Annotated in this window: 21 protein-coding genes; 6 read left to right on the top strand and 15 right to left on the bottom strand. The window is 63.3% G+C overall.

The features are described 5' to 3' along the window. Nucleotides 1–15: 15 nt before the first annotated feature. The 6 genes from HB630_RS02215 to HB630_RS02190 are packed head-to-tail and all read right to left on the bottom strand — an operon-like array spanning nt 16 to nt 5882. Nucleotides 16–729, bottom strand: coding sequence for an ABC transporter ATP-binding protein (locus tag HB630_RS02215; RefSeq protein ID WP_213769787.1), 714 nt, complete (start codon nt 727–729; stop codon nt 16–18). Continuing rightward, a complete protein-coding gene (locus tag HB630_RS02210; RefSeq protein ID WP_213769785.1) occupies nt 716–1483 on the bottom strand; it encodes an ABC transporter ATP-binding protein in 768 nt (255 codons plus the stop codon). Before HB630_RS02210 ends, HB630_RS02215 begins: the two co-directional genes overlap by 14 nt. Continuing rightward, nucleotides 1480–2328, bottom strand: coding sequence for a branched-chain amino acid ABC transporter permease (locus HB630_RS02205; protein WP_213769783.1), 849 nt, complete (start codon nt 2326–2328; stop codon nt 1480–1482). Before HB630_RS02205 ends, HB630_RS02210 begins: the two co-directional genes overlap by 4 nt. Next, the gene (locus HB630_RS02200) at nt 2325–3194 is read right to left on the bottom strand and encodes a branched-chain amino acid ABC transporter permease (RefSeq protein WP_213769781.1); all 870 of its coding nucleotides are present in this window, start codon (nt 3192–3194) and stop codon (nt 2325–2327) included. The genes HB630_RS02205 and HB630_RS02200 overlap by 4 nt, the downstream gene beginning before the upstream one ends. Before the next feature lie 60 nt (nt 3195–3254). Continuing rightward, a complete protein-coding gene (locus tag HB630_RS02195; RefSeq protein ID WP_213769780.1) occupies nt 3255–4439 on the bottom strand; it encodes an ABC transporter substrate-binding protein in 1185 nt (394 codons plus the stop codon). Nucleotides 4440–4475: 36 nt separating this feature from the next. Continuing rightward, the gene (locus HB630_RS02190; RefSeq protein WP_213769779.1) at nt 4476–5882 is read right to left on the bottom strand and encodes a UbiD family decarboxylase; all 1407 of its coding nucleotides are present in this window, start codon (nt 5880–5882) and stop codon (nt 4476–4478) included. Between the two features lie 198 nt (nt 5883–6080). Here HB630_RS02190 and HB630_RS02185 point away from each other — a divergent pair, with 198 nt between their 5' ends. After that, a complete protein-coding gene (locus tag HB630_RS02185; RefSeq protein ID WP_213769778.1) occupies nt 6081–7931 on the top strand; it encodes a LysR family transcriptional regulator in 1851 nt (616 codons plus the stop codon). Nucleotides 7932–7956: 25 nt separating this feature from the next. Here the strand turns inward: HB630_RS02185 and HB630_RS02180 are convergent, their stop codons facing one another. Then, nucleotides 7957–9222, bottom strand: coding sequence for a Zn-dependent hydrolase (locus HB630_RS02180; RefSeq protein WP_213769777.1), 1266 nt, complete (start codon nt 9220–9222; stop codon nt 7957–7959). 112 nt (nt 9223–9334) lie between these two features. Then, a complete protein-coding gene (locus HB630_RS02175) occupies nt 9335–10687 on the bottom strand; it encodes a dihydroorotase family protein (RefSeq protein ID WP_213769776.1) in 1353 nt (450 codons plus the stop codon). Between the two features lie 374 nt (nt 10688–11061). Here HB630_RS02175 and HB630_RS02170 point away from each other — a divergent pair, with 374 nt between their 5' ends. Both HB630_RS02170 and HB630_RS02165 read left to right on the top strand, forming a co-directional pair. Next, a complete protein-coding gene (locus HB630_RS02170; RefSeq protein WP_213769775.1) occupies nt 11062–11853 on the top strand; it encodes an ABC transporter ATP-binding protein in 792 nt (263 codons plus the stop codon). Between the two features lie 14 nt (nt 11854–11867). Continuing rightward, complete coding sequence (locus HB630_RS02165; RefSeq protein WP_213769773.1) at nt 11868–12710, top strand: ABC transporter permease; 843 nt, start codon at nt 11868–11870, stop codon at nt 12708–12710. Nucleotides 12711–12768: 58 nt separating this feature from the next. Here the strand turns inward: HB630_RS02165 and hutC are convergent, their stop codons facing one another. Then, nucleotides 12769–13521, bottom strand: coding sequence for a histidine utilization repressor (gene hutC, locus HB630_RS02160; RefSeq protein ID WP_213769771.1), 753 nt, complete (start codon nt 13519–13521; stop codon nt 12769–12771). Next, nucleotides 13518–14876: a formimidoylglutamate deiminase gene (locus HB630_RS02155; protein ID WP_213769770.1), complete on the bottom strand. Its 1359-nt coding sequence runs from the start codon at nt 14874–14876 to the stop codon at nt 13518–13520. Before HB630_RS02155 ends, hutC begins: the two co-directional genes overlap by 4 nt. A gap of 117 nt (nt 14877–14993) precedes the next feature. On the opposite strand from HB630_RS02155, the gene hutI reads away from it, so the two are divergent. From hutI to HB630_RS02140, 3 genes are read left to right on the top strand one after another with little or no spacing between them, the layout of a single operon-like run. Then, on the top strand, nt 14994–16211 hold the full coding sequence (gene hutI / locus HB630_RS02150) for an imidazolonepropionase (RefSeq protein WP_213769768.1): 1218 nt from the start codon (nt 14994–14996) through the stop codon (nt 16209–16211). 33 nt (nt 16212–16244) lie between these two features. Then, entirely contained in the window at nt 16245–17912 is a 1668-nt protein-coding gene (gene hutU / locus HB630_RS02145) for a urocanate hydratase (protein ID WP_213770685.1), read from the top strand. A gap of 14 nt (nt 17913–17926) precedes the next feature. Next, nucleotides 17927–18520 carry a HutD family protein gene (locus HB630_RS02140; protein WP_213769766.1) on the top strand — a complete coding sequence of 198 codons (594 nt, stop codon included), beginning with the start codon at nt 17927–17929 and terminating at the stop codon, nt 18518–18520. Here HB630_RS02140 and HB630_RS02135 read toward each other — a convergent pair. The 5 genes from HB630_RS02135 to HB630_RS02115 all read right to left on the bottom strand — a co-directional run bounded on the left by HB630_RS02135 (nt 18508) and on the right by HB630_RS02115 (nt 23907). After that, nucleotides 18508–19320 (bottom strand): PhnD/SsuA/transferrin family substrate-binding protein, encoded by an 813-nt coding sequence (locus HB630_RS02135; RefSeq protein WP_213769765.1) that lies wholly within the window; start codon nt 19318–19320, stop codon nt 18508–18510. The two genes, HB630_RS02140 and HB630_RS02135, sit on opposite strands and share 13 nt — an antisense overlap. 27 nt (nt 19321–19347) lie before the next feature. Then, nucleotides 19348–20349, bottom strand: a complete 1002-nt coding sequence (locus HB630_RS02130; protein WP_213769763.1) for an ornithine cyclodeaminase family protein — start codon at nt 20347–20349, stop codon at nt 19348–19350. Nucleotides 20350–20742: 393 nt separating this feature from the next. Further along, the gene (locus HB630_RS02125) at nt 20743–22275 is read right to left on the bottom strand and encodes a class I adenylate-forming enzyme family protein (RefSeq protein ID WP_213769761.1); all 1533 of its coding nucleotides are present in this window, start codon (nt 22273–22275) and stop codon (nt 20743–20745) included. After that, a complete protein-coding gene (locus tag HB630_RS02120) occupies nt 22272–23165 on the bottom strand; it encodes an enoyl-CoA hydratase-related protein (protein ID WP_213769760.1) in 894 nt (297 codons plus the stop codon). The genes HB630_RS02125 and HB630_RS02120 overlap by 4 nt, the downstream gene beginning before the upstream one ends. Next, the gene (locus tag HB630_RS02115) at nt 23158–23907 is read right to left on the bottom strand and encodes an ABC transporter permease (RefSeq protein WP_213769758.1); all 750 of its coding nucleotides are present in this window, start codon (nt 23905–23907) and stop codon (nt 23158–23160) included. The genes HB630_RS02120 and HB630_RS02115 overlap by 8 nt, the downstream gene beginning before the upstream one ends. Nucleotides 23908–23939: the final 32 nt, after the last annotated feature.

The following is a 23939-nucleotide window of genomic DNA, read 5'->3' as shown; positions in this document are numbered from 1 at the left end:
TGTTCAAGATGACGGCTAAACCGGCGCGTCCATGCCGAGAAAGGTCGCGAACATCGATCCAGCCGCTTTGGCTTCCGACGCCGTGCCCTGGTAAACCTGCACACCCGACGACAGGACACAGACCTGATCGGCCACATCGAGCGCGCGTGCGGTGTTCTGCTCGACCAGCACGATGGTCATGCCTTCGCGCTTCAACGCCAGCAGCGCATCGAGACAGAGGTCGACCATCTTCGGCATCAGGCCCAGCGATAATTCGTCGACCAGCAGCAGGCGCGGTTCGGCCATCAACGCCCGGCCGATCGCCAGCATCTGCTGCTCGCCGCCCGACAGCGATCCCGCCAACTGCGTCCGCCGCTCGAACAATCGCGGGAAGTAGCCGAACACGCGTTCGCGCTTGGCGGCGTCGCGGCTGAACGGCCGCGCATAGCCGCCAGCGGTCAGATTTTCGTCCACCGTGAGATCGGAAAACAACTGCCTGCCTTCCGGCACCAGCGAGATCCCGAGACCGACACGATCGACGGCGCGGCGGCGGGTGATGTCGTTGCCTTCGAGAACGATGCGGCCGCCGTGGATATCGACGTGGCCCATGATCGCCATGATGGTCGAGGTCTTGCCGGCGCCGTTGGGACCGAGCAACGCGAACACCGAAGCCGCGGGGACTTCGAAGCTGACATGATGCACGGCTTCCACCGAGCCATAGCCGCAACTGAGATTTTCAAGCTTCAGCATGGCCCACCATCCCGGCCCCGACATAGGCGTCATGTACGGCCGGATCGGCCATCACCGCGCGCGGCTCGCCGTCGCCGATCACCTGCCCGTTGTTTAGGACGATGAGGCGCCGGCAGATCCGCATCACTTCTTCCAGATTGTGCTCGACCAGAACCACGGTAATGCCCCGGGCGTGAACCTCGGCGATGGTCTCGACCTGCTTCGAGGCCTCGGTGTGATTGAGCCCGGCCAACGGTTCATCAAGCAGAATTACTTCGGGATCGACCGCGAGCGCGCGCGCGACTTCGAGCCGTTTCATCTGGCCGAGCGGCAGGGAGCCCGCGAGCTTGCCTTCGGTGCCGCCCAAGCCGACCTGGGCGAGAATCTGAGCGGCGCGCTCTTTCTCGCGGCGGCGATCGAGATGCAGCAGGGCCCGGAACGGATTGGAGGTGTAGCGATAGCCGGCGCCCAGCACGACATTGTCGAGCACGGTCATCTCACGAAACGGCCGCACGATCTGGTGCGTCAGCGCAAGGCCGCGGCGCACGCGGGCCGCAGTCGCATCCCCGGTCACATCGACGCCCGACAGCCGGACACGTCCCGCATCGGGCCGCAGCAAGCCCGCGATGATCCGGATCAGCGTCGTCTTGCCGGCGCCGTTCGGCCCGATCAGCCCGACGAAATCGCCCTTCTCCACGGCGAACGACACGCCGGCGATGGCCTGAACGCCGCCGAACCGGATCGCCACGCCGTCGAGCTGAAGTACCGCGCTCATGGCTTCCTCGTCCGCAGGAAGACGTTCTGAAACATGGCGGCGAGGCCGCCCGGCGCCAGACGGATCACGAGCACCAGCAATCCGCCGAACACCAGCAGCCGATAATCGTTCACGAAACGGATCGCCTCGGGCAGCAGCGTCAAGCCGGCAGCGGCGACCACGACGCCCCAGGTCGATCCGATGCCACCGATCACGACCATCGCCATCAGCATCACCGAGAAGATGAAGTCGAAAGCGTCGGCGGTAATGAACTGGGTGAAAAAAGCGTAGAGGCCGCCGGCCAGACCGGCGAGCGCGGTACCGATGCCGAAAGCGGCGAGCTTGTAGGCGCCGGAATTGATGCCGAGCGTGGCGGCAGCGCCTTCGTCCTGGCCGACCGCGCGGAATGCAAAGCCCATCCAGGAACGGCTGATATACAGGCTCAGCGCAATGGTCGCCGCGGCGAACAGCAGGATCATCGTCATGTTGCCGGCGGCGCCGAGGCCGGTGGCGGGAATGCCGCTGATGCCCATCTCGCCCCCCAGCCACGCCTGCTTACGGACAAAACCGACGAACAGGAAATTCACGCCGATCGTGGTGACCGCGAGAAAATCGGTACGCACGCGCAGCGAGGCGAAGCCGACAATGACCCCGAGAATACTCCCCGTTATTAAGGCCGCCACGATCGCCAGCGGAACGCTTCCGCAGCCGACCATCGTCAGCGCCGCCGCGTAGGCGCCGGCGCCGAAAAAGGCGCCGTGGCCGAGGCTGATCTGCCCGCAGAAGCCGCTGATCATGTTCAGGCTGACCGCCAGAATGACGTTGATGCCAATGATCGAGATGATGCTGATCTCGTAAGCGCTCATGCGGTGCGCGCTCCGGTAAATCCCTGCGGCCGTATCATCAGGAGCACGATAAGCGCGAGGAAGGCGATCGCGTCGCGATCGAGCCAGGCGCCGATGAAAATCGTGCCATAGGACTCGACCAGCCCCAGCACCAGGCTCGCGATCAGGGTGCCCCGCACGCTGCCGAGGCCGCCGAGAACGATGATGGCGAGCGCCTTGTAGCTGACGACGAAGCCGATCCCGGGATCGACCAGATTGTTCATCAGCGCGACCAGGCCGCCGGCGATGGCGGCGAGCGCCGACCCCACGGCGAAGTTGAGATAGCGAACCTTGATCGGGTCGATGCCGAAGCTCGCGGCAATTTGCGGCTTCGATACCGTGGCGCGCCAGCCGATTCCGATCCGCGTCCGCGTCGTGAACAGATGCAGGCCGGTAAACACCACGGCCGCGGCGACCACGATCGCGATCTGCACCGCGCTGACGGTGACACCGGAAAAATTGTAGGTCGCGAACGCCAAATTGTTGCTGTGGAACGTGATGCCCTGCTCGCCGAACACGATGCGGAAGGCGTCCTGCATCAGCACCAGCAATCCGACCGAAGCGATCATGGGTACATCCGGCCGGTATTTCAGCAGCGGCTCGTACAGCAGGCGATAGATCGCCATGCCGAACAGCGGGGTGACGATGATGGCGGCGAGAAAACCGAGCCCGATGCTGCCGGTGGCGTTGGCGACGAGCACCGTGACATAGGCACCCAGCGCAAACACCGCGGCATGCGCCACATGCAAAATGCGCAGCAGGCCGTACACGAGCGTCAGGCCGACCGACATCATGGCGTACATGCAGCCGAAGCTGATGCCGGTTACGGCCAGATCGATGTAATACACCGGATCATCCTTTGCCGCGGGCGGCGGAAGCCATCCCTGCCACCGCCGCCCGCATCAATACTATTTTTCAGGCGGTGCGAACGCCGCGAGATCGGTGATCACGCCGGCCGATGTAAACTTGCCGTCCTTGATCACATTGACGCTGATCGGCATCACGATCTCATGCAGGCTGTTGAAGCCGTTGAGATTGCCTTCGAGCATCGGAAAGTCCTTGGTCGCCGCAAGCGCATCGCGCACCTTGGCGGGATCGGCGCTGTTGGCGCGCTTGATGCCGTCCGCCATCAGCCTCACCGCCGAATAGGTAACGGCGGCGACGCCTTCGGGCGAATAGCCGGCGCGGTTCTTGAATTCGGCAAAGAACTTCTGCAGCGTCTCGTCCTTCCTGTCGCGATCGAAACTGTCGATGATGTAGGTACCTTCGGCGGCAGGTCCGGCGATCTCGACGAACTTCTCGGAATCGAATGCCTGCGAGCCGATGATCGGAACGGTAATTCCGGCGGCGCGAAGCTGCGCGACCAGCGGACCGCCGGTAAAGAAATAGCCGGTGGCATAGATCGCGTCCGGATTATCGCGCTTCACGCTGGCGACGATCGAGCCGAACTGGCGATCCTTGAGCGAATAGCTGTATTTGTTGAGGACTTCGATGCCGTATTTGCCGGAGGCTTCAAGGAACCCGTCCATCGTCGCCTGACCGTAATCATTGTCCATCGTGATGGTGGACACTTTCTTGATTCCGAGCGTCTTGCCGACATAGAGCGCAGTGGCGGCGCCCTGTGGCGGCCCGAGATGAACCAGGCGGAACATGTCATCGCCGGCGCGGGTGATGTCGGGATGCACGCCGTAAGCTGAGATCATGACCACGCCGGCCTGCTGAAACACCGGCGCCGCAGCACGGCCCGATGCTGAATAGCTGCCATTGACCACCAGCTTGACGCCGTCTTCGCCGATCAGCTTGTTGGCGGTGAAAATCGCCTGATCGGATTTGGCCTGGTCGTCATAGGTCACGAGTTCGATTTTCTGCCCGAGCACGCCGCCGGCGGCATTGATGTCCTCGACCGCCATCGTCGCCGCGATCTGCGCGGACTTGCCGTCGGTCGCCGAGGGACCGGTCAGCGGCACCTGGAAGCCGATTTTGATGTCGGCGTGCGCCGGCATCACCGTGGCGATGCCAAGCATCAGCATGCTGGCGAAGCCTAACGATAATCTGCTCTTCAGCGCCGGCGTTCTGGAACTCTGTTTCAACATGGCTTTCTCCATTGAAAGGATGATGTCTCGTCGTGCCTATGCAAGTTGATTTTCGTGCAATATCTCGCGGGCGCGCGCCAGCGCCGAATGCGGCGGCCGCGCCAGCTCCCAGTCCGTCCGATCACTCTGCTTGCGCGTCGCATCGATGCCAAGCTTGCCGATGGTGCCGTCTTGTTCGAGCGGCTCGGAACGATCGGCGCGAACGCCGGGAACAATGACGAAATCGCGCTCCGGCTTGGCGCGTGTCGCCTGGGCCCATTCGACCTGAAGCGCATCCCAGGGGTCGATGTCGTCATCGACGACCGTCACCTGCTTGACCAGGTTGACGGCGGCCCAGATGGCGAACATCGCCTTGCGCGCCTCACCCGGGCGCGGCGCACGCACCGCGACCACCGCATGCAGGCGGCCGGCGCCGCCGACACCGACCGCCACGTTGCAGACCGACGGCACGGCGGATCGCATGGCGCGCAGCAGACCGGCCGCGATCGCGACGCCACCGAGCAGGCAGTGTTCGGGGTGATAACCCGGCAAGATCACCTGAAAAATCGCGTCGCGGCGCCGGGTCAGCCTGGAAAACGTCGCGACGATTCCCGCGCCGTAGTTTTCATACATGCCGTGGAACTCGCTGACCGGCCCTTCCACGAAGGAGGTGCCTGCGTCGAGCGTGCCTTCCAGCACGCATTCGCAATGCGCCGGCACCAATAGGCCGGATTGCGGACAGCGCACCACATCGAGCGGCTCGCCCAGCAGCGCACCGGCAACCGGCAATTCATCCTCGCCGAGCCCAAGATAGAGGCATGCCGCCAGCAGAACCGCCGGATGGTTTCCAATACAGACGGCGATGTCGAGTTTTTCGCCACGCGCCTGCGCCGCCCGCGCCAGCACCGCAAGATGATGATTGGGCGCGATGCCGACGAAGGCACGGTTTGCGCCGAGCGGCATCAGCCGGGCGATCGACAGATTGGTGTAGCCGCTGTGGCTATCCCTGGCGATGATCACGCCGGCGGTAATATAGGGCCCGGCTTCCTTTTCGAAGAACCGCGGTATCGGCAATTGATCGGCGAGCGACGGCTCTGCGATGATTTGTTCCTGCCAGGGCGCCGACGGCAGTTCGCGATGCGGCAACGGCCTGTCGATCGCGACCAGCAACGTCTCCTGCGTCTTTTCGATCGTACTGCCCAGTCCCACGGCAAACCGTGGCAGCGAATTAAGCAGATTGCCAACGATCGGCATTGCGGCCGCGCCGGAAGCACCGATGACATTGGTGAAATGCAATGCCGGGCCGCGATCGATCTCAGCAAGGCAGCTGGCAACTTCATAATCCGCCCTGACCGGCTGCGGAATCGAAACCAGCTCGCCGGCCGCGCACAGGGTCGACATGAACGCGCGCATCGACTGCCGGGAATGCGTCGCCTCGCGGTTGATGGCATCGTTCGTCTGCACGTCAGCCTGACCTCGTAAATATCTTAGGGAACAGCCCGGGATTCGGCGACCCCACGCGAATTATCGCTTTCGGATCATATCGGCCCCTGCGGCGCGGTCCATGTCTCCTTGGAACGAACCAGGGCATAGGTTAAAGCGAAGCTATGGTAACGGCTGTCCGCACCGGGAGGATACCCGGTGCCCACCCTTCGAGATCCGATGGTTGAACTTCGCACCCTGGCCTATTTCGTGACGGCCTGCCGCTCCGGCAGCCTGGCACTCGCCGCCGCCGAGCTCGGCATCGCGTTGTCGACGCTCAGCACGACCATGAAGTCGCTCGAACGCGACCTCGGCCTGTCGCTGTTCCGGCGCATCAACAACAGCCTTTATCCGACCGAGGCCGCCCGTTCGCTGATGCGCAGCGCCGATCCTTTGCTGATGGCCGAACTTTTCGCGCGGCGATGGGTTTCGGCACCGGCGAAAGCCAAAATGAAACGGCTGACCGTCGAAATCGGACTGAGCTTTACCATCGGCGGGATCAGTAGGGCGCTGCGGCGCGCCGTCGAGCAAATCGGCATCGAGCGCCCGGACATCCTTATCGATCCGGTGTGGAGCGACGAAAAGGACATTCCACAACCCCGCAGCCTGGCCGAGGATTGGCACGATGGCGACTCCAGCCATGTCGAGGTCATGCTGGGCTCCGAGCGCGGGCTGGCATCAAAAGGCACGGCCACGCTGCTGTCGGACCGATGGGTGTTCGCGTGCCGGGTTCCGGCCGGCACCCGCAAGCTTCCGGATGCGGCGCTTCTCGCCGCTGGCCGTCTTGTCGTGCCGCTGCTGTCGCCGCCACTGATCGCACAGGCCGAACGCTATTTCAGCCAGCACGGCATCAGCAGCGTGCGGTTTCTCAACGACCACCCCGGCGACTTGCCGCGGATCATGGATGATTATCCGGACGCGGCGCTGTTCGTGCCGGAGAGCCTGGCTACTCCTCGGCTCGGACTGCTCAATGTCGCGGTGGTCGCACCGGACAAGCCGCTGACGGCCAGGATCGTCGCCCGCGCGGCCAGGCCGAATGCCGTAACGGCCCTGTTCGTGCGGCATTTGAGGCGGGCGCTGGCGGATCCACGCCAGACGCCGGTCGAACGTCCCGTCATCAGCCTGCGTCAGATTCGCTATTTCAATCTGGTACACCGGCTTCGGCGCGTATCCGCCGCAGCGCGCGGCGCCAATATCAGCCAGCCCGCGCTGAGCGAACAGCTTCACAAGCTGGAGGCTTCGCTGGGCGGCGCGCTGTTCGAACGGCACGGTGACGGCATGATTCCGACCGGCAAGGGCGAGCGCTTCGACCATGTCGCAAGGCTGATCGAATCGGGCTTTCGGCGGCTTTACACCGGCGACGCCGACACAGCGCCACCGCGGAGCCGAAAGATCACCGTCGGAATCCTGCCGTCAGTCAACCAGCATGGCTTCCTCGTCAATCAGATCACCGAGGCCATGCTCGATGTTCAGGCGCGCTATCCGGCGCTGAAACTCGTGATCCAGGAAGCGCCGAACGGCACATTGCAGGACTGGGTGATACGCGGCCTGGTCGGCGTGGCCATCGTAGAAACCGTTCTGCCGCGCATGCCGCGGTTGCCGCTCGGCTCGTCGGAACGGCTGGCGGCTATCGTCCACACCCGCCACAAGATGCTGCCGCCCGGTCCGGTGACACTTGCCGATCTCGCGCGTCTGAAGCTTGCGCTGCCAACCAACCGTTCCGGATTACGTCATCTGCTCGACCTCGCGGCCGAGCAGCACAACATCAGATTACGGCCTGATATGGAGATCGATGCGCTGCCGATGGTGGTGGCGATCCTGGCGCGATTGCCGGTTTGCACCGTGCTGCCGGAATCGGCGGTGGAACGTGAAATCGCCAGCGGCGACCTTGCCGCGCATCCGATTATCGAACCGTTGATTTCCCGGCGGCTGTTCGTGATCTATTCCGGCGAGCGCACCTTGAGCGAATTCGAGCGCGGCCTGGTCAATTCGCTGCGCCGGAAATTGTCCGAGCCGCGCCATGCAGGATGATCGCCGGGGCGGCCCCGACATGACATCATCGGCTGCGCGGCAATGAGCGATCCAACTCCTTCACCGCCTGATAGATAACAGCCGCTCCGGCCGCGATCGCGTCGCGATCCGCCCATTCTTCCGGGGCGTGGCTCTTGCCCTTGAGGCAGGGCACGAAAACCATGGCGGACGGACAGATGCGGCTCATGAACGCGGCATCGTGACCCGCGCCGCTTGGCAGATCCATCTGTCCAAGACCCAGATCCCGCGCGCCCTGCTGCAACGCCTCGCGCAGCTTTGGATCGCAGGCCACCGGAGGGCCATCCGACAAGGTCTTGAACGATGCGCGTGCCACCCGCGCAGCGGCGGCATGCGCCGCGCTGTCGCGATCGATGGCGTCGACGAAACGCGCCGTCAGCGCCGGATTGGTGGTGCGTGCATCTATCACCAGCCGGCAACGTCCCGGCACGATGTTGGACGCCGAAGGATCAACGGCCAGGATTCCAACGGTGGCGACGAAATAATCCGGACCTTCGGCAGCCAGCTGTTCGGCTAGGCGGCGGACCGCGATCACCGTATCGGCCGCGGCAACGAGGGCGTCGTGCCGCAGGTTCATCGGCGTGGTGCCGGCATGGTCGGCTTCGCCCTGGAATACGATCTCGAGGCGGCGAATGCCGACAATGGAGGTGACGACGCCGACATCGAGGAAACGGGATTCCAGCACGATGCCCTGCTCGATATGCAGTTCGAGAAACGCGCGGATATCGTCGCGCCTGGCCCGATCCAGCCGGTCGGGATCACCGCCGACACGCCGCAACGCGTCGCGCAATGTTTCGCCGGACGGCTCGGTGAGCGCGAGCATGGTCTCATCGAGCGAACCGGTCATGCCGCGGCTGCCGACGCATGAAAGACCGTATTCGCTGGGCTCCTCGGCAAGAAAATCGACGATCTCGATGGTATGGTCGAGCCGGGTGCCGGAATCGCGTAGCGCGCGAACGATTTCAAGTCCGGTCGCGACACCGGCGATACCGTCGAATCGCCCCCCCGACGGCACGGTGTCGCTGTGCGAGCCGATCGCGATGACGCCGAGCGCGGGGTCATTGCCTTCGATCCGGCCGATCAGATTGCCGGCCGCATCGAGCCGGGTCGCCAATCCCGCTTCGGCGAAACGTTGCGCCAGCCAGGCGCGGCCTTCGAGAAACAACGCGGTGAACGAGCGCCTGGTATACGGCTTCGCCGGATCGGTGATGTCGGCGAGCGCCATCACATCCGTCCAAAGGCGATCAGCGTCGAGCGGCAAATTCGTCTTCATTCGTTCCTGGCCTAGATCATGATCCGATTAGCTCAAATCGGATCATGATCTCATCTCTTCGATTTGCGCATGATCTTTCAGAAAACCGGTTTCCACTTTTCCGGATCATGCTCTAATGGGCGCGGCGCGGACTGACGAAACGTCCTTGTCCCGGTTCGGACAACACTTTCCCGTCGGCGGCGACGCAATCTCCCCGTAGATAGGTCTCAACCGCCCGGAATGGCAATTCGATTCCGTCATACGGACTCCAGGGAACGAAATTATTTCCACTGGCGGCCGCGCTGTAGCGATACGGGTCGCGGCGCATCAGCACGATGTCCGCATCGCGGCCGACCTCCAGCGCGCCCTTGGCGTGGGTGATCCGGAACAGGCCAGCGGGATTATGGGCCAGAAGACGCGCGGCATGGGTCAAAGAGAGCTTGCGCTGGTCCAACCCCTTCAGAAGCAGGACATACAGGGCTTCCAGGCCCGGAATGCCCGACGCATTCTTGAGCATGTTCGGATCAGTCTTGCGATCCTCCGACCAGCTCACATGATCGGTCGAGACGATCGTGACATTGCCGGCCGCCAGATGGTGCCAGAGCGCTTCAACCTCGTGGCGCGGCCGCAGCGGCGGGTTGATCTTGGCCTTGCCGCCGAGGCGCCGGACATCATTCTCTTCGTCGAGCGTCAGGTAGTGAACGCAGGCTTCGATGGTGGCGCCGTGTCCCTGCGCCCGGTAGGCCGCGGCCAATTCATATCCGCGGCCGATCGAACAATGGACGATATGCACCGGGCAGCCGGCGCCCGCCCCCAATTCGAATACTTCGGCGGTCGCCAGCGCCTCGGAGATCGGCGGCCGCGAAAGACCATGCGCGGTGTAGTCGGTCACGCCGCTGGCCTCGACCTGCGCCATGTAGGCGCGGACCATTTCGTCATTCTCATTATGAATGCCGGCGATCAATCCTCTTTTGCCGACGGCGCAAAAGCTGGCGTACAGCATCTGCGGCGGGATGCGAGGAAACCGTTTCGGATGGGTTCCGAAGGTCGAGAACTTGAAAGCGGCAGCGCCGGCGTCGACCAGTTCATCGACCCGCGCCGCGCCTTCGTCCGGATCGATCGTCGCATAAAGCGCAAAATCGACGCGCGCCTGCGCCCCCGCTTCCCGGACCTTGGTGCGGAAACGCTCGGCCGTTGCGATCAGGCAGTTGTCGTCATAGGGCATGTCGACGATGGTGGTGACGCCGCCCGCCGCGGCGCTGCGCGTCGACCAGACGAAATCCTCCTGTCCAAGCTGACTGCGGCTATGCACCTGCGCGTCGATCGCGCCCGGCAGCACGAGAAAACCTTGACCGCCATGCCTTTCGCCATCGGGCAAGGCGCCGGATCCGACGGACTGCACCTTGCCATCGCCGACGAGAACGTAACCGTTATCGATAATCCGGTCGAGAAGAACGACCGTTCCCGCAAAGACCTTGTCCGCCATCGCCGCCTCTTCGTTGTTCGGAAATATTCGCGCAGCCGACCGGCGATTGATCGGGATCGTTGCTGCACCGCCGATCCAGCGTAGACGAAGCCGTAGCCGGCCACTAACCCGGTTTGTCCGAAGCCGCCGATAGGAAAAACAAAATTTTCCGGCAACCGCCCGGAGACAAATCGCAATTCAGATTCTGCGCCGGCGCTTGCGGCATCCGTTGGCCCGGTTCGCGCTTGCGATGACGAAGCCCGGCGCGAATACCGGGCGGTCCAACTGATGAGGTTTTATGCAGCCAAGGCGCAAATCTCCTCATTCATCCCCGCTTGCCCGCCTGCCCCGGCTCGATTATGTATAGACATGTTCGGTGACAAGGAACGGCCGGCGTGAGCGATTCATTACTCGTCTTCGACGGGATCGGGCAGGACTTTCCAACGCCGGGACGGCGCGCGATGGTGCGCGTGCTCGACGGCATCAGCTTCGACATCGACCGCGGCAAATTCGTCGCGGTCATCGGCCCCAGCGGATGCGGCAAGAGCACGCTGTTGCAGATGGCGGCCGGCCTGCTTGCCCCGACCCGTGGCGCCGTGCGCCATCACGGCCGCAACGTGACCTCGGTCAATACCGAGGTCGGTTTTGTGCCGCAGCAGGCGCAATTGTTTCCGTGGAAGACGCTGCAGGAAAATGTCGAGCTGCCGTTATTGCTGCGCGGCGTCCCCACCGCCGAACGGCGCGAACGGGTGGCCGCCGCCCTCAAATCCGTCGGGCTCGACGGGTTCGAAAGTCATTATCCAAGCCAGCTTTCGGGCGGCATGCAGAAACGCGGCTCAATCGCGCGCACGCTGGTCTACCGGCCCGACATCATCCTGATGGACGAGCCGTTCGGCGCCCTCGACGCCCAGACCCGCATGGTGATGCAAAGCGACTTGCAGACGCTGTCGATCGAGGCCGGCGCGACCATCGTGTTCGTCACCCATGACATCACCGAAGCCGTATTGCTCGCCGACAACGTCGTGGTGCTCAGCCAGCGGCCGTCGCGGCTGCTGGCGAACATCCCGATCGATCTGCCCCGGCCGCGCAACATGTTCGAGCCCTTCCGCAACGCCGGGTTCGAAGCGGCTTACGACGCGGTATGGACCGAGTTCCGCTCGCAGATCGACACCGGACGCGTCCATTGAGCGAGAGCAAGCCCATGACCGACATGGCCTATGATGCGCGTCCGGCAGACGAGGCCACAGGCCCGCGCCGCAGCGTCTGGACGGGAAAGGTGCTGCGCTGGCTGTTGACACTGCTTCCGGGCATCGCGTTCCTGGTGTTCTGGCAATGGGCGGCGGGCCGGCTGATCAAGGAAATCTATGTCAGCAAGCCGACCGCGGTAGCGTTGCGGCTCTATGAGCTTTTCGCATCCGGCGAGATCTACCCCCATTTGTGGACGACGGGCGAGGAACTCGTGCTCGGCTATGTCATCGGCGTCAGCGGCGGCGTGATCGGCGGCTATGCGCTGGGCCGTTCGCCGCGGCTCGCCCGCATCTTCGAGCCTTATGTGATGGCGTTCTACGGCGTGCCCAAGATCGCGCTGGCGCCGCTGTTCATCATCTGGTTCGGCATCGGCATCGGCTCGAAGGTCGCCCTGGCGTCGATCATGGTGTTTTTCCTCGTGTTCTACAACGTGTTCACCGGCGTGCGCAGCGTCGACCGCGAACTGGTGAATTTGACGCTGGTGATGGGCGCGAACCAGCGTCAATTGACCTACCATGTCTTCCTTCCGGCATCGGCTCCGTTCGTCATGCTGGGCATGCGGATGGCGATTCCCTACAGCGTGATCGGCGTGATCGTCGGCGAATTTACCTCCTCGACACAGGGCCTTGGCCTGTTCATTCACGAAGCATCGGCAAACTACGATCCGGCCGGCGTGTTCGCAGGCATCGTCATTCTGCTTGGCTTCGTGACAATCGCCGGTGCGCTCGCCGGCCGGCTGGAACGCCGGCTCCTGCGCTGGCAGAAACCATCGGGCGTCGGCCCGAGCGACATCTGACGCCGTGAGAAGGCGCCAAGACGAAATAGGCCAAACGAAATAGCGCGGGCGAAATAGCTCAGCTGCTTGGCGTGAACCGCGCCATCAGGTCATAGAGCGGCCCGGGATGAACCAGCCGCACCGCCGTAATCGGCTCTCCGTTGCGCCAGGTCCGGCGCTCGACGACGAGACAGGCTGTCCCCTCGTCGACCTTCAACACGGCAGCGAGCGGCTTGTCGGCATTGCAGGCGGAAATGCGGTGCTCCGCCTCGGTCCAGGGCACGTGGTCGACCAGCCACGTGCTCGGCGGCAAAGTCGAGAAATCCTGTTGCAGGGCGTCCGGCACCGCCTTCAGGTTCAGAAGCCTGTCTTCCAGCGCAAACGGTTCATTCGCGGCATCATGGCGGCAACGCAGCGCCAGCACAGGCGTGCGCAAATCGACGCCGAGCCGCACCTTGTCGACCCGCAAGGCGGCGCGCTTCTGCTGATCCAGCAGCTTGTAGCCATAGCGCTCACCGCGATTTTCGACCTCGGCTTTCAAGTCCGGGATTTGCAGGACCGCGGAGTGGACCTTCGGACGCGAAACAAAACTGCCCGCACGCCTGCGGCGTTCGACCAGGCCTGTGGCGGCGAGCCCCGACAGCACCTTGTTCACTGTCATCCGCGAACACGAATAGGAGTCCATCAATTCATGCTCGAACGGCACCCGATGTCCCGGCGGCCACTCTCCCGACAGGATGCGGCCCTCGATATCGTTGCGGATGCGTTGATAAAGCGCGATCCCGCTATTGGTATCCGACTTGGTGGCGTTCGACTTGGATGTGGCAGTCATGCGGCGAGCAACCCCTCAAGCCGCTTGCGGAATTCGGCGGCCACCGGTTCTGCCCGATGATGCCTGCCGCTTGTCACAACCTTTCGGCCGGATGTCCAGACGCAGTCCACAGGAGAGCGCCGGCTGCTGAAGAGCCAGCGGTCGAGGATGACGTCGCCCGCTTGGCCGGCCAGCGCCAGATCGTCGGCGTCGAGGCTGACGATGTCGGCCCGGCGCCCCTGCGCGAGACCGCCGGCCGCGCCGAGCGCCCGCGAGCCGCCGGCGAACGCACCGTCGAACAAAGCGCGGCCGGTCGAGGGAGCTTCGGTCGTCGCCATGACATTGCGTGCGCGACGCGCCAGGCGCTGCGAGTATTCCAACTGGCGCAATTCGTCCGCCGCTCCGATCAGGACATTAGAATCGGAGCCGATACCGAAACAGCCGCCTTGATCGGAAAATATCGGGGCATTGAAAATCCCATCGCCGAGATTGGCTTCGGTGACCGGACAGAGACCCGCAACCGCGCCCGTCGCCGCCATCCTGCGCGTTTCCTCATCGCTCATGTGCGTGGCATGAATCAGACACCAGCGGCGATCGACCGCCGCATGATCGAGCAGCCATTGAACCGGACGGCTCCCGCTCCAGGCGATGCAATCCTCGACCTCCTTCACCTGTTCGGCGACATGGATGTGGATCGGCCCGCCCGCAGCAAGCGGCAGGATCGCGGCCAGTTCATCGGGCGTGATCGCGCGCAACGAATGCGGGGCGATGCCGACCTCCGCGCCTTCACATTCGACAACGGCACGCCGCGACGCTTCCATCAGCCTGCCGAATTGATCGACGGTGTTGATGAAACGACGCTGCCCGTCGGCCGGCGCGCGGCCGCCGAAGCCGGCATGCGCATAAAACACCGGCAGAAGCGTCAGGCCGATCCCGCTGGCCTTGGCGGATGACGCAACGCGGCCGGCAAGTTCGCCGATATCGCCATAAGGCACGCCCGATGGATCGTGATGGACGTAGTGAAACTCGCCGACCCGCGTGAAACCCGCCTCGAGCATCTCGACATAGGCCTGCGTGGTGATCGCCTCGACATCCTCCGGTGTCATGCGGCTGACGAAGCGGTACATCAGTTCGCGCCATGTCCAGAAGCTGTCGGACGATGTGCCCCTGAACTCGGTCAGGCCCGCCATGCCGCGCTGAAACCCATGGCTGTGGAGATTGGGCAGTCCCGGCAACCCAATCGCATGCCGCTCGTCCGCGCCGGTCGCCTGCACGCCGGTTTCGATCGCGGCAATCCGGCCGCTCTCGATCGATATTCTCACGTCGCGCGACCATCCGCCGGGCAGCAAAGCCTCTCTGAAATACAGCTGAGCCAATTTCTCCTCCGACGGCTATTGCGGCGCTGGACAGCGGTTTTACGTTGTCCTAATATGTATAGACAAATTGAGAACATGCCAAGCGACTGGTGCAAAGGATAGCGAGCTTCCATTGTCATGACCGCCGTCGATCATGTTTGGCACCACTGTCGGCTTGCAACCCTGTCTCCCGCGCGTGAGGGCCTTGGCATTGTCGAAGACGGCCTGATCGCCGCCAGGGACGGCCTCATCGTCTACGCCGGTTCGGCGGCAGATGCACCATCCGGCCTCGATGCAAAAGACCGCACCGATTGCGAAGGGCGATGGATAACGCCCGGCTTGGTCGATTGCCACACCCATCTCGTCTATGGCGGCAATCGCGCCGAAGAGTTTGAGCTGCGGCTAGCTGGCGCAAGCTACGAGGAGATCGCGCGGCGCGGTGGCGGCATCGTGTCGACCGTCAAGGCCACGCGGCAGGCGAGCGAGGACGAGCTCGCATCCAGCGCGCAACCCCGCCTCGCCGCGTTGATGGCCGAAGGCGTCACGACCCTGGAGATCAAGTCGGGCTACGGTCTCGAGCTTGCGACCGAGCGCCGCCAGCTTAGCGCAGCGCGGCGGCTCGGCCGCGAAAATCCTGTCACGATAAGGACCACTTTCCTCGGCGCCCATGCGCTGCCGCCGGAATTTTCCGGCCGTTCCAAAGCCTATATCGACACCGTCTGCAACGAGATGATGCCTGCGCTCGCCGCGGACGATCTCGTCGATGCCGTCGACGCGTTCTGCGAAAATATCGCATTCTCGCCGGAAGAAACCGCACAGGTGTTCTCCCGCGCCCGCGACTTCAACCTTGCGGTCCGGCTTCATGCCGACCAGCTGTCCAACCTGCACGGCGCGGCTCTCGCGGCGCGGTTTGGCGCCTTGTCGGCGGATCATCTTGAATATGCCGACGAAGACGGCGTCGTTGCCATGCGACGCGCCGGGACCGTCGCGGTGGTGCTGCCCGGCGCGTTCTATTTCATCCGCGAACGACAGGCGCCGCCGATCGAGCTGATGCGCAAGCACCGCGTGCCGATCGCGCTTGCGACCGACTGCAACCCCGGCACCTCGCCGCTGACCTCGCTGCTGCTGACGATGAACATGGGAGCCACCCTGTTTCGCCTGACCGTCGAGGAATGCCTGGCCGCGGTGACCCGCGAGGCCACGCGCGCGCTTGGCCTGTTCGGCGAAACCGGAAGCCTCGAAGCAGGCAAGCGTTGCGACCTCGCCATCTGGGAAATCGAACGACCGGCCGAACTGGTCTACCGGATGGGATTCAATCCACTTCATGCGCGGGTCTGGCGAGGCATCGCTACATGACCGCGCTTCCCCTCCATTCCAAGCTGGATTTCGATCATGACACGTATTGATAATGCCCGCACCATAAGGGCGGCACGTGGTTCAGAGCTTTCGGCCAAAAGCTGGCTTACCGAAGCGCCGCTCCGGATGCTGATGAACAATCTCGATCCGGAGGTCGCCGAAAAGCCCGGCGAGCTCGTGGTCTATGGCGGCATCGGACGCGCGGCACGCGACTGGGAAAGTTTTGACCGCATCGTCACGACGCTGAAGCGCCTCGAGGGCGACCAGACTCTGCTGGTGCAATCGGGCAAGCCGGTCGGCGTTTTTCGCACCCATGCCGACGCGCCGCGCGTGCTGATCGCCAATTCCAATCTGGTGCCGCACTGGGCGACGTGGGAGCATTTCAGTCTGCTCGACCGCAAGGGCCTGATGATGTACGGCCAGATGACCGCAGGCTCCTGGATCTACATCGGAAGCCAGGGCATCGTTCAAGGCACCTACGAGACATTCGCCGAACTGGGCCGGCGTCACTATGGCGGCGACCTGTCGGGCAAATGGATCCTGACGGGTGGCCTTGGCGGCATGGGCGGCGCACAGCCGCTCGCGGCGGTGATGGCCGGCGCATCGTGCCTTGCGGTCGAATGCCAGCCGTCGCGCATCGAAATGCGGATGCGCACGCGCTATCTCGATCGCCAAGCCAAGGATCTCGATGAAGCGCTGGCGATCATCGCGCAGGCCGGACGCGACCGAAAGCCGGTCTCGGTCGGCCTGCTCGGCAATGCCGCGGAAATCTTCCCCGAACTGGTGCGGCGTGGGGTGCGGCCTGACGCGGTGACCGATCAGACCTCCGCGCACGACCCGGTCAACGGCTATCTGCCGAAGGGATGGTCGCTCCACGAATGGGAATCACGCCGTGAAAGCGATCCGAAGGCGGTCGATCGCGCGGCACGGGCCTCGATGGCGGAACATGTGCGCGCGATGCTCGATTTTCACCGCATGGGGATTCCGGTCGTCGACTACGGCAACAATATCCGGCAGATGGCGCTTGAAGAAGGCGTCAAGGACGCGTTCGATTTTCCGGGCTTTGTGCCGGCCTATATCCGCCCGCTATTCTGTCGCGGCATCGGGCCGTTCCGCTGGGCTGCCCTTTCGGGCGATCCGGAAGACATCTATCGCACCGACGCCAAGGTAAAGGAACTGATGCCCGACGACGCCTCGCTGCATCACTGGCTCGACATGGCGCGCGAACGCATCTCTTTCCAGGGCCTGCCCGCGCGGATCTGCTGGGTTGGGCTCGGCGACCGTCACCGGCTCGGCCTCGCCTTCAATGGAATGGTGGCGCGCGGCGAGTTGAAAGCGCCGGTCGTGATCGGCCGCGATCATCTCGATTCCGGTTCGGTCGCCTCCCCCAACCGCGAGACTGAATCGATGCGCGACGGCTCGGACGCCGTTTCCGACTGGCCGATGCTGAATGCCCTGCTCAACTGCGCGAGCGGCGCGACCTGGGTGTCGCTGCATCACGGCGGCGGCGTCGGCATGGGTTTCTCCCAGCACGCCGGCATGGTGATCGTTTGCGACGGCACGCCGGAGGCCGCGCAGCGGATCGGCCGGGTGCTGTGGAACGATCCCGCCACCGGCGTAATGCGGCATGCGGACGCCGGCTACGATCTCGCGATCGAATGTGCGCGGGAGCATGATCTCGACCTGCCAAGCCTTCGCTAGATAAAAGGCCTGCGTTGAAGATCATTCGCGCCATCGATTGCCGGACCACCCGCTGGAAGAATGGCGGCGGCTCGACCACGGAGATCGCGGCAGAGCCGGCCGGCGCATCGCTGGATACGTTCGACTGGCGCATCAGCATGGCGCAAGTCGCCTCCGACGGGCCGTTCTCCGAATTTGCCGGGATCGATCGGACCCTGGCCGTCGTCAGGGGCCGCGGCCTGATGCTCACGATCGGCGCCAACGCGCCGGTGACGCTTGGGCGCGGCTCCGATCCGGTCCAATTCGCGGGAGACCTCGCAACCTCCGCGCGGCTGGTGGCGGGCGAGATCACCGACCTCAACGTGATGACGCGGCGCCGGCGCTTCAGCCATCGCCTGCTGCCCGTTCGAGAACCGTTCTCGGGTAATTTCGACAACAGCGACATCGCTATCGTTGTTTCGCTGGACGGCCGGACGAATCTGACTTCAGGGCAAGATTTCGCAACGCTCGATCGCGGCGACGCAGCCATTCTGCTGCGGTCATCCAATGCGCCGTTCCGGATCGCGCCGACGGCTCCCGGCGAATGCTATCTTGTGCTATTGCGTGAACGTGGCGATCAGCCGGGCTGACCATATCCTGCGGCGCGCGCTTCCGCCTCCCAGCGCGTCGTCTGAAGATAATCCTCAGCGACGACGGGAGCAAAGGCCTCAAGGGCAAGCCGGTCTCTCAATCCGGCGCACGCGGCTGACTTTCCGAACGCCGCAAGCGCGGACTGCAACGCCGCAACGACCTCTCGGGGACAATCCGTTGCGGCAACCAGCATCGGGATCGGCGCCGGATCAGTGCTCGCGATCACCCTGACCTGCGACACCAGTTCGGGTTGATGGCGCAGCATCAAATCCAGGGCATAGCTGTCGAGCGGGCCGACATCGATATCGTCGGCGAGCAGCGCCTCGATGACCCGGCGCGGCGTGAACAACGGCCCGATGCTGTCTCGATAGAGTTTTGCGCCGCGCTGGCGGTAATACGGCAGCAAATGATGCCGCAGCGCATTGTAGCCGGAATGGGAATCCTCGACGGTATAGCCGAGACGGCCACCGAAGGTTTCCTCCAGCGAATCGAAGCTGGAATCCGCACGCACCACGAGACGGGTAGCGTAAACCGGTCGTCCGGATATCGGCGCGTTAATGGGAATGGGGGCAGCGACCGGTTGCGGCGGATGTTCCGCGAGCGCATAGGGAAAGCCGCACATGAAGGCGCAGGCGAGATCGGAACGCGACCATAAGTCCGCGAGCGGCGACGGAAAGGCGTGGTCGATCGCGTGCAACTCGACGCCAGCCTGCTGAGCCAGCCAGCTAAACAGCTCTTTCCAGGCTGCGGCGGCTGCTGGATTGACCGAATACATCCGCGCATTCGCCACATACGCCATGTTCACACGCTCCCGGTCAGGCTTCGATCAGGCAAAGCGCAGGCGCTGGCCGATGCCAATGCGTTCGGCCTTCACGAGCATCGCATGGCCGAGCGCGATGTCGGACAGCGAAAGCCCGCGATGCCACAATAAATTGGTCTCCGCATCGCTCTCGCGGCCCGGCTTGAGGCCGGCGACGATCTGTCCAAGCTCGGCGTGCAGCGTGGCCTCCGACAATTTTCCGGCCTCGACATGGGCGCGAAGGCTGCCGAACTTGCCGCCTTTGCATTGTCCCCAATCGTCGACAACCAGCTTGCTCATGATGTCCGTCAGCGACAGTTCGATCGCGCTCATGGTGCCGTAAGGTACGACGAAAGCACCCTTCTTGATCCATTCCGTCTTCAGCATCGGCGTCGGCTGGTCGAGGCGGGAAGCTTCGACCACGATGTCGGCGCCCTCGACGCACGATTTCCAGTCCTCTGTTGCGATCACCTTCTTGCCGAGATCCTGGCTCAGCCGCTCGGCAAAGCTGTTGCGGCTTTCCGCGCGGCGCGAATGCACCCGGATTTCGTCGAAATCGAACAGATGATTGAGCAGGCGCACATTCCAATAGGCGGTTCCCCGCGCGCCGATATGGCCGAGAATTTTCGAATTCTTCCGCGCCAGATATTTGGCGCCGACCGCGGTGACCGCGCCGGTCCGCATATCGGTGATGCTGCTTGCGTCCAGAATGGCCTTTGGCGCCCCGGTGCGTGGATCGAACAGCGCCAGGATCGCGATCTCGGAGGGAAAACCGAGCTTGTAGTTATCGACGAAGTCGCCGACGACTTTGACCCCGGCGGAATCGATCGGGGCCTTGATGGCCCCACGCAGCACGTTGAAATGGCCGTTCGCGACGCCGGGTTCGAGGTGAACGCGCGGCTCGATCACGGTCTCGCCTTTGCCCTGACTGGCAAGGCTGGCCTCGATCGCCGACAGGATCTCCTCGTCGGTAATCTTGAGTTCTTCAATATCAAGGCGGTTGAGATAGGCGATGTAGATCGGCGGCACGCGGGCGCTCCCTCGTCACTAATATGTCTATACATTATAAAGGAGCCGAGGAAAGTCAATGCGCGGCCTGAGAGCGTTTTCGAGCGAAGTGGCGGCCGGTTCGCGTAAAGAAAACGCGTCAAAACAAGAATCTGGAGCTTCGGTTCTGATTCAATCAGAACCGATCCTGCTCCAGGCCCGCGGGCCAGCCGATGCTCCCAGAACGGGGCGAAAACGAGCCGCGCGCGACGCGCTCTCGCTGAACTCTTTGATGAAGTCGTCAGTGCATGGCGTGCGCCGGACCCGGCCACGGATATCGGTCAGGTATTTCCCTGCGACGCTTCACTCAACCGCCCACCGGAGATCATGAAGGCAAAAAAAGGGGCTGAACACCGCAGCCCCCTTTTTCCTCCGTCACGCCGACTCCAGAAACGAACGCGCCACTTCGGTTCGCAGGGTCTTGCCATTCGCGTTCTTCGGCAACGCTTCCCGAAAAACCAGCGTGGTCGGAATCTTGAACGGAGCGATCCGGCCGCCGAGTGATTTGGCGAGCGAGCGAATGTCGCTGTCGACTTCGGTTTCCACCTCGGATCTTCGGACCACGGCCGCACCGATCCGGTTGCCGATTTCCGCATCCGGAATAGCAAAAACGCAAGCCTCTTCGAACACCCCAAGGGAGAGCAACGCTTCCTCGATTTCGCGCGGCGCAATCAACACGCCTTTGCTCTTGAAGCAATCGTCCGAACGGCCGAGAATAAAGACGAAGCCATCCTCGTCGATTTTGGCCAGATCGCTGGTCAGGAAATAGCCGTTGCGGAAGCTGTCTGCCGTTCGCTGCGGATCGCCAAGATATCCAAGAAAAAATCCCGGATAATCCCGCTCGAACACCAAGGTTCCGACCGAATTGGCGGCAAGCGGCTGAAAGGCTTCATCCACGATTTTCGGCTGCACGCCCCACGCCACCCCAACCGAACCTTCTCGCGGCGGCGTTATCGGACCATGTCCCAGCACCATCTGCGCTTCGGAAAGTCCGTAATGCTCCCACACCGGGCAGCCGAATCTGGCTTCCCATTCCTGCTTCACGGCCGGTTCAAGCGGCTCTCCGGTCGAATTGACTCCGCGCAGGCTTGAAATATCGAATCGCTTCTCGATCCCCGGCTGGCCAAGGATGCGCCGGTAAAGCGTCGCGACGCTGTAGAGCAGCGTCACCTTATGCCGATCCACCGCCGCCAGGATCCGCTCGGGGCTTGCCCGCTCCTCCAGAATAGCGGCGCTGATGCCGTTTCGAAGAGGGAACAGCACGTTGTGCCCCAACGCGCTGACGAAACTCCACTCCCCGGTCGCGAACGCCACATCATCCTGGCGCGGCGGAATTCGCGTCCGGTTGCTGTCGCCGAGCGCCTCGAGCCATCTATGCGCGTGAACAATGCCCTTCGGCCGCCCGGTCGTGCCTGATGTGAACACGATAAAGGCGGGATCATTCGGCTCGGCCTGAAACGGCTGCACATCGGCCTGAACAGCAACCGCAGGCGATCCGGCAACAGGTTCAATGCCCTCCGTCGTCACCAGATGCACACTGGATGACGGAACCAATCCGGCGACGGAAGCATCGTCTCGAAACGAGCCTCCAACCAGGACCAATGCCGGCTTCACCAGGCCGACCACATGCTCGAGCTCATAGCGCCCGAATTGCGAGTTTTGCAGCGCCGCAACCCCGCCATTCCAGATGACGGCGAGAAAGGACGCGGCAAACTCGACGGAATTCGTCATGCGCAGCAGAACGTGATCGCCGCGCTTGAGCCCCAGCGTCCTTAGCTGTCCCGCGATATGCAGCACCAGCCGGCGAAACTCGGCATTCGTGGTGGCGCTGTTGCCGGTATAGAACGCGACGCGGCTCTCCATTTCCGGAGAAGCCGACAATTTGAGAGCGATCTCAGCGAGATTCATCGGGAGTTCTCCCGATCATATCCGGGGCCTTTGTAGACCGGCCGTCTCTTGTCAAGAAAGGCCGATATGCCTTCGCGACAATCCGCCGTTCGCGTGATCTCCATGACCGCCTCGAGCTCCGCCCGGGCGCCTTCTTCGCTCTTGTTGTGATCCCAGTATTGCTTGACGAGCGCCTTTGCCTGCCTGACGGAGAGAAACGGCGCGGCCGCGATCTTACCCGCGATCTTCAGGACTTCATCCAGCAATGCCGCGTCGGGAAACACACGCTCGACCAGGCCGATGCGCTCGGCCTCTTTCGCGTCGATGATTTCGCCGGTCAGGATCATCTCCATCGCGCGGCCGATTCCGACGAGCTTGGGCAGGTTCCGCGCGCCACCCGACTCCGGAACGAATCCTGCCGGCACGGCTACCTCTCCTAGGCGGGCGCTCTCGGAGGCATAGCGAATGTCGCATGCGGTCGCCAGTTCAAGACCGATGCCGACCGCCGGGCCGTTGATGGCGGCGATCGTGATGGCCTTGAGTTCTTCCAGCTTCCGCAACGCCCGTTGAATGACAACATGGCGCAAGTCGTTGAAGAAATAATTGGCCAGGTCGCTATAAGCGCCGAACGATCCGAAATCATGATCCCCGTCCAGCGCGCCGAGCGGGCCAGCCTCGGACCGTAGATCGCCCCCGGCGCTGAATCCCCGGCCTTCCCCCGTGATCACGACGACGCGGATCTGGTCATCGCGCCTGATCTGGTCAAGCAGGATATCCAGCTCGACCCGCAAGCGAACGTCGATCGCGTTCAGCGCCTCCGGCCGATTCAGCGTGATCAGGCCTATCGTTGGCTGATTGTCGGCCAATGGATTTGGCAGGACCGTCCACTTCAGAGATTTATATTCAAACATGTGCCGCTGTTCCTTCCACAGGGTTCTCGGTGTTTTCAACGAATTGATTGCGTCCCGCCGGCCGGTGAACCGGCTTGCGCCATCTGAAGACGTAGGCTTCCAGCGGGTTGAGCATAACGCCCTCGATCACCAGCATCACCAGGATGACGCTGACGCTCCAGGCGAAGACCTCGGGCGTATGCAGCAGATCCACGGATTCCTTCAGCTTGAAGCCGACGCCGGAAGGCGATCCGAGTGCTTCGGCGACCAGGCCGACGCGCCAGCCAAAGCTGATCGCAAGCCGCAAACCGGCAAATAGCGACGGCAGGATCGCGGGAAACACGATCTTCGAGGCGATCGCCAGCCGGCCAAATCCCATCGTCCGGGCCATTTCCTGAAGGTCGGCATCGGTCGCCCTGACTCCGTCGCGCACGCTTACCGCGGAAAGCGGCGCCGCGGTCATCGCGATCACGAAAATGGTCGCGCCATCGCTGAGGCCGAACCAGAGCAGGCCAAGCACCGCCCAGATGGCGGAAGACGTGGCCGAAACCATCGGCAGCATCGATCCCAGCAACGCCTCCGCGAGCCGCGACGAACCCAGAATGGCGCCGAATGCGATTCCGCTCACGGCGCCGAACAGCACGCCGATGGCAACCCGTCTTAGCGAAATGACAAGCTCGATCCACAATTCGCCGGAACGAACCAGATCGAGGAGAGACCCCAAGGTGTCCAGTGGGGTGGGCACCAGAAGCGGATCGCTCACGCGTGCAACAATCTCCCATAGCAGAACTATGA

This window comes from Bradyrhizobium sp. dw_78, assembly GCF_018449525.1.
Classification (GTDB): Bacteria; Pseudomonadota; Alphaproteobacteria; order Rhizobiales; family Xanthobacteraceae; genus Bradyrhizobium.
The sequence above is the reverse complement of the archived record's forward strand: the minus strand, read 5'-3'. Positions and strand labels throughout refer to the sequence as shown.

What these genes read in the sequence shown, in the direction of transcription:
- HB630_RS02215 (WP_213769787.1), bottom strand. Translation starts at nt 729, where the DNA reads ATGCTGAAGCTTGAAAATCTCAGTTGCGGCTATGGCTCGGTGGAAGCC.
- HB630_RS02185 (WP_213769778.1), top strand. Translation starts at nt 6,081, where the DNA reads ATGGTTGAACTTCGCACCCTGGCCTATTTCGTGACGGCCTGCCGCTCC.
- HB630_RS02135 (WP_213769765.1), bottom strand. Translation starts at nt 19,320, where the DNA reads ATGGCGTATGTGGCGAATGCGCGGATGTATTCGGTCAATCCAGCAGCC.
- hutI (WP_213769768.1), top strand. Translation starts at nt 14,994, where the DNA reads ATGACCGCCGTCGATCATGTTTGGCACCACTGTCGGCTTGCAACCCTG.
- hutC (WP_213769771.1), bottom strand. Translation starts at nt 13,521, where the DNA reads ATGACTGCCACATCCAAGTCGAACGCCACCAAGTCGGATACCAATAGC.
- HB630_RS02195 (WP_213769780.1), bottom strand. Translation starts at nt 4,439, where the DNA reads ATGTTGAAACAGAGTTCCAGAACGCCGGCGCTGAAGAGCAGATTATCG.
- HB630_RS02165 (WP_213769773.1), top strand. Translation starts at nt 11,868, where the DNA reads ATGACCGACATGGCCTATGATGCGCGTCCGGCAGACGAGGCCACAGGC.
- HB630_RS02205 (WP_213769783.1), bottom strand. Translation starts at nt 2,328, where the DNA reads ATGAGCGCTTACGAGATCAGCATCATCTCGATCATTGGCATCAACGTC.
- HB630_RS02125 (WP_213769761.1), bottom strand. Translation starts at nt 22,275, where the DNA reads ATGAATCTCGCTGAGATCGCTCTCAAATTGTCGGCTTCTCCGGAAATG.
- HB630_RS02210 (WP_213769785.1), bottom strand. Translation starts at nt 1,483, where the DNA reads ATGAGCGCGGTACTTCAGCTCGACGGCGTGGCGATCCGGTTCGGCGGC.
- HB630_RS02120 (WP_213769760.1), bottom strand. Translation starts at nt 23,165, where the DNA reads ATGTTTGAATATAAATCTCTGAAGTGGACGGTCCTGCCAAATCCATTG.
- HB630_RS02180 (WP_213769777.1), bottom strand. Translation starts at nt 9,222, where the DNA reads ATGAAGACGAATTTGCCGCTCGACGCTGATCGCCTTTGGACGGATGTG.
- HB630_RS02175 (WP_213769776.1), bottom strand. Translation starts at nt 10,687, where the DNA reads ATGGCGGACAAGGTCTTTGCGGGAACGGTCGTTCTTCTCGACCGGATT.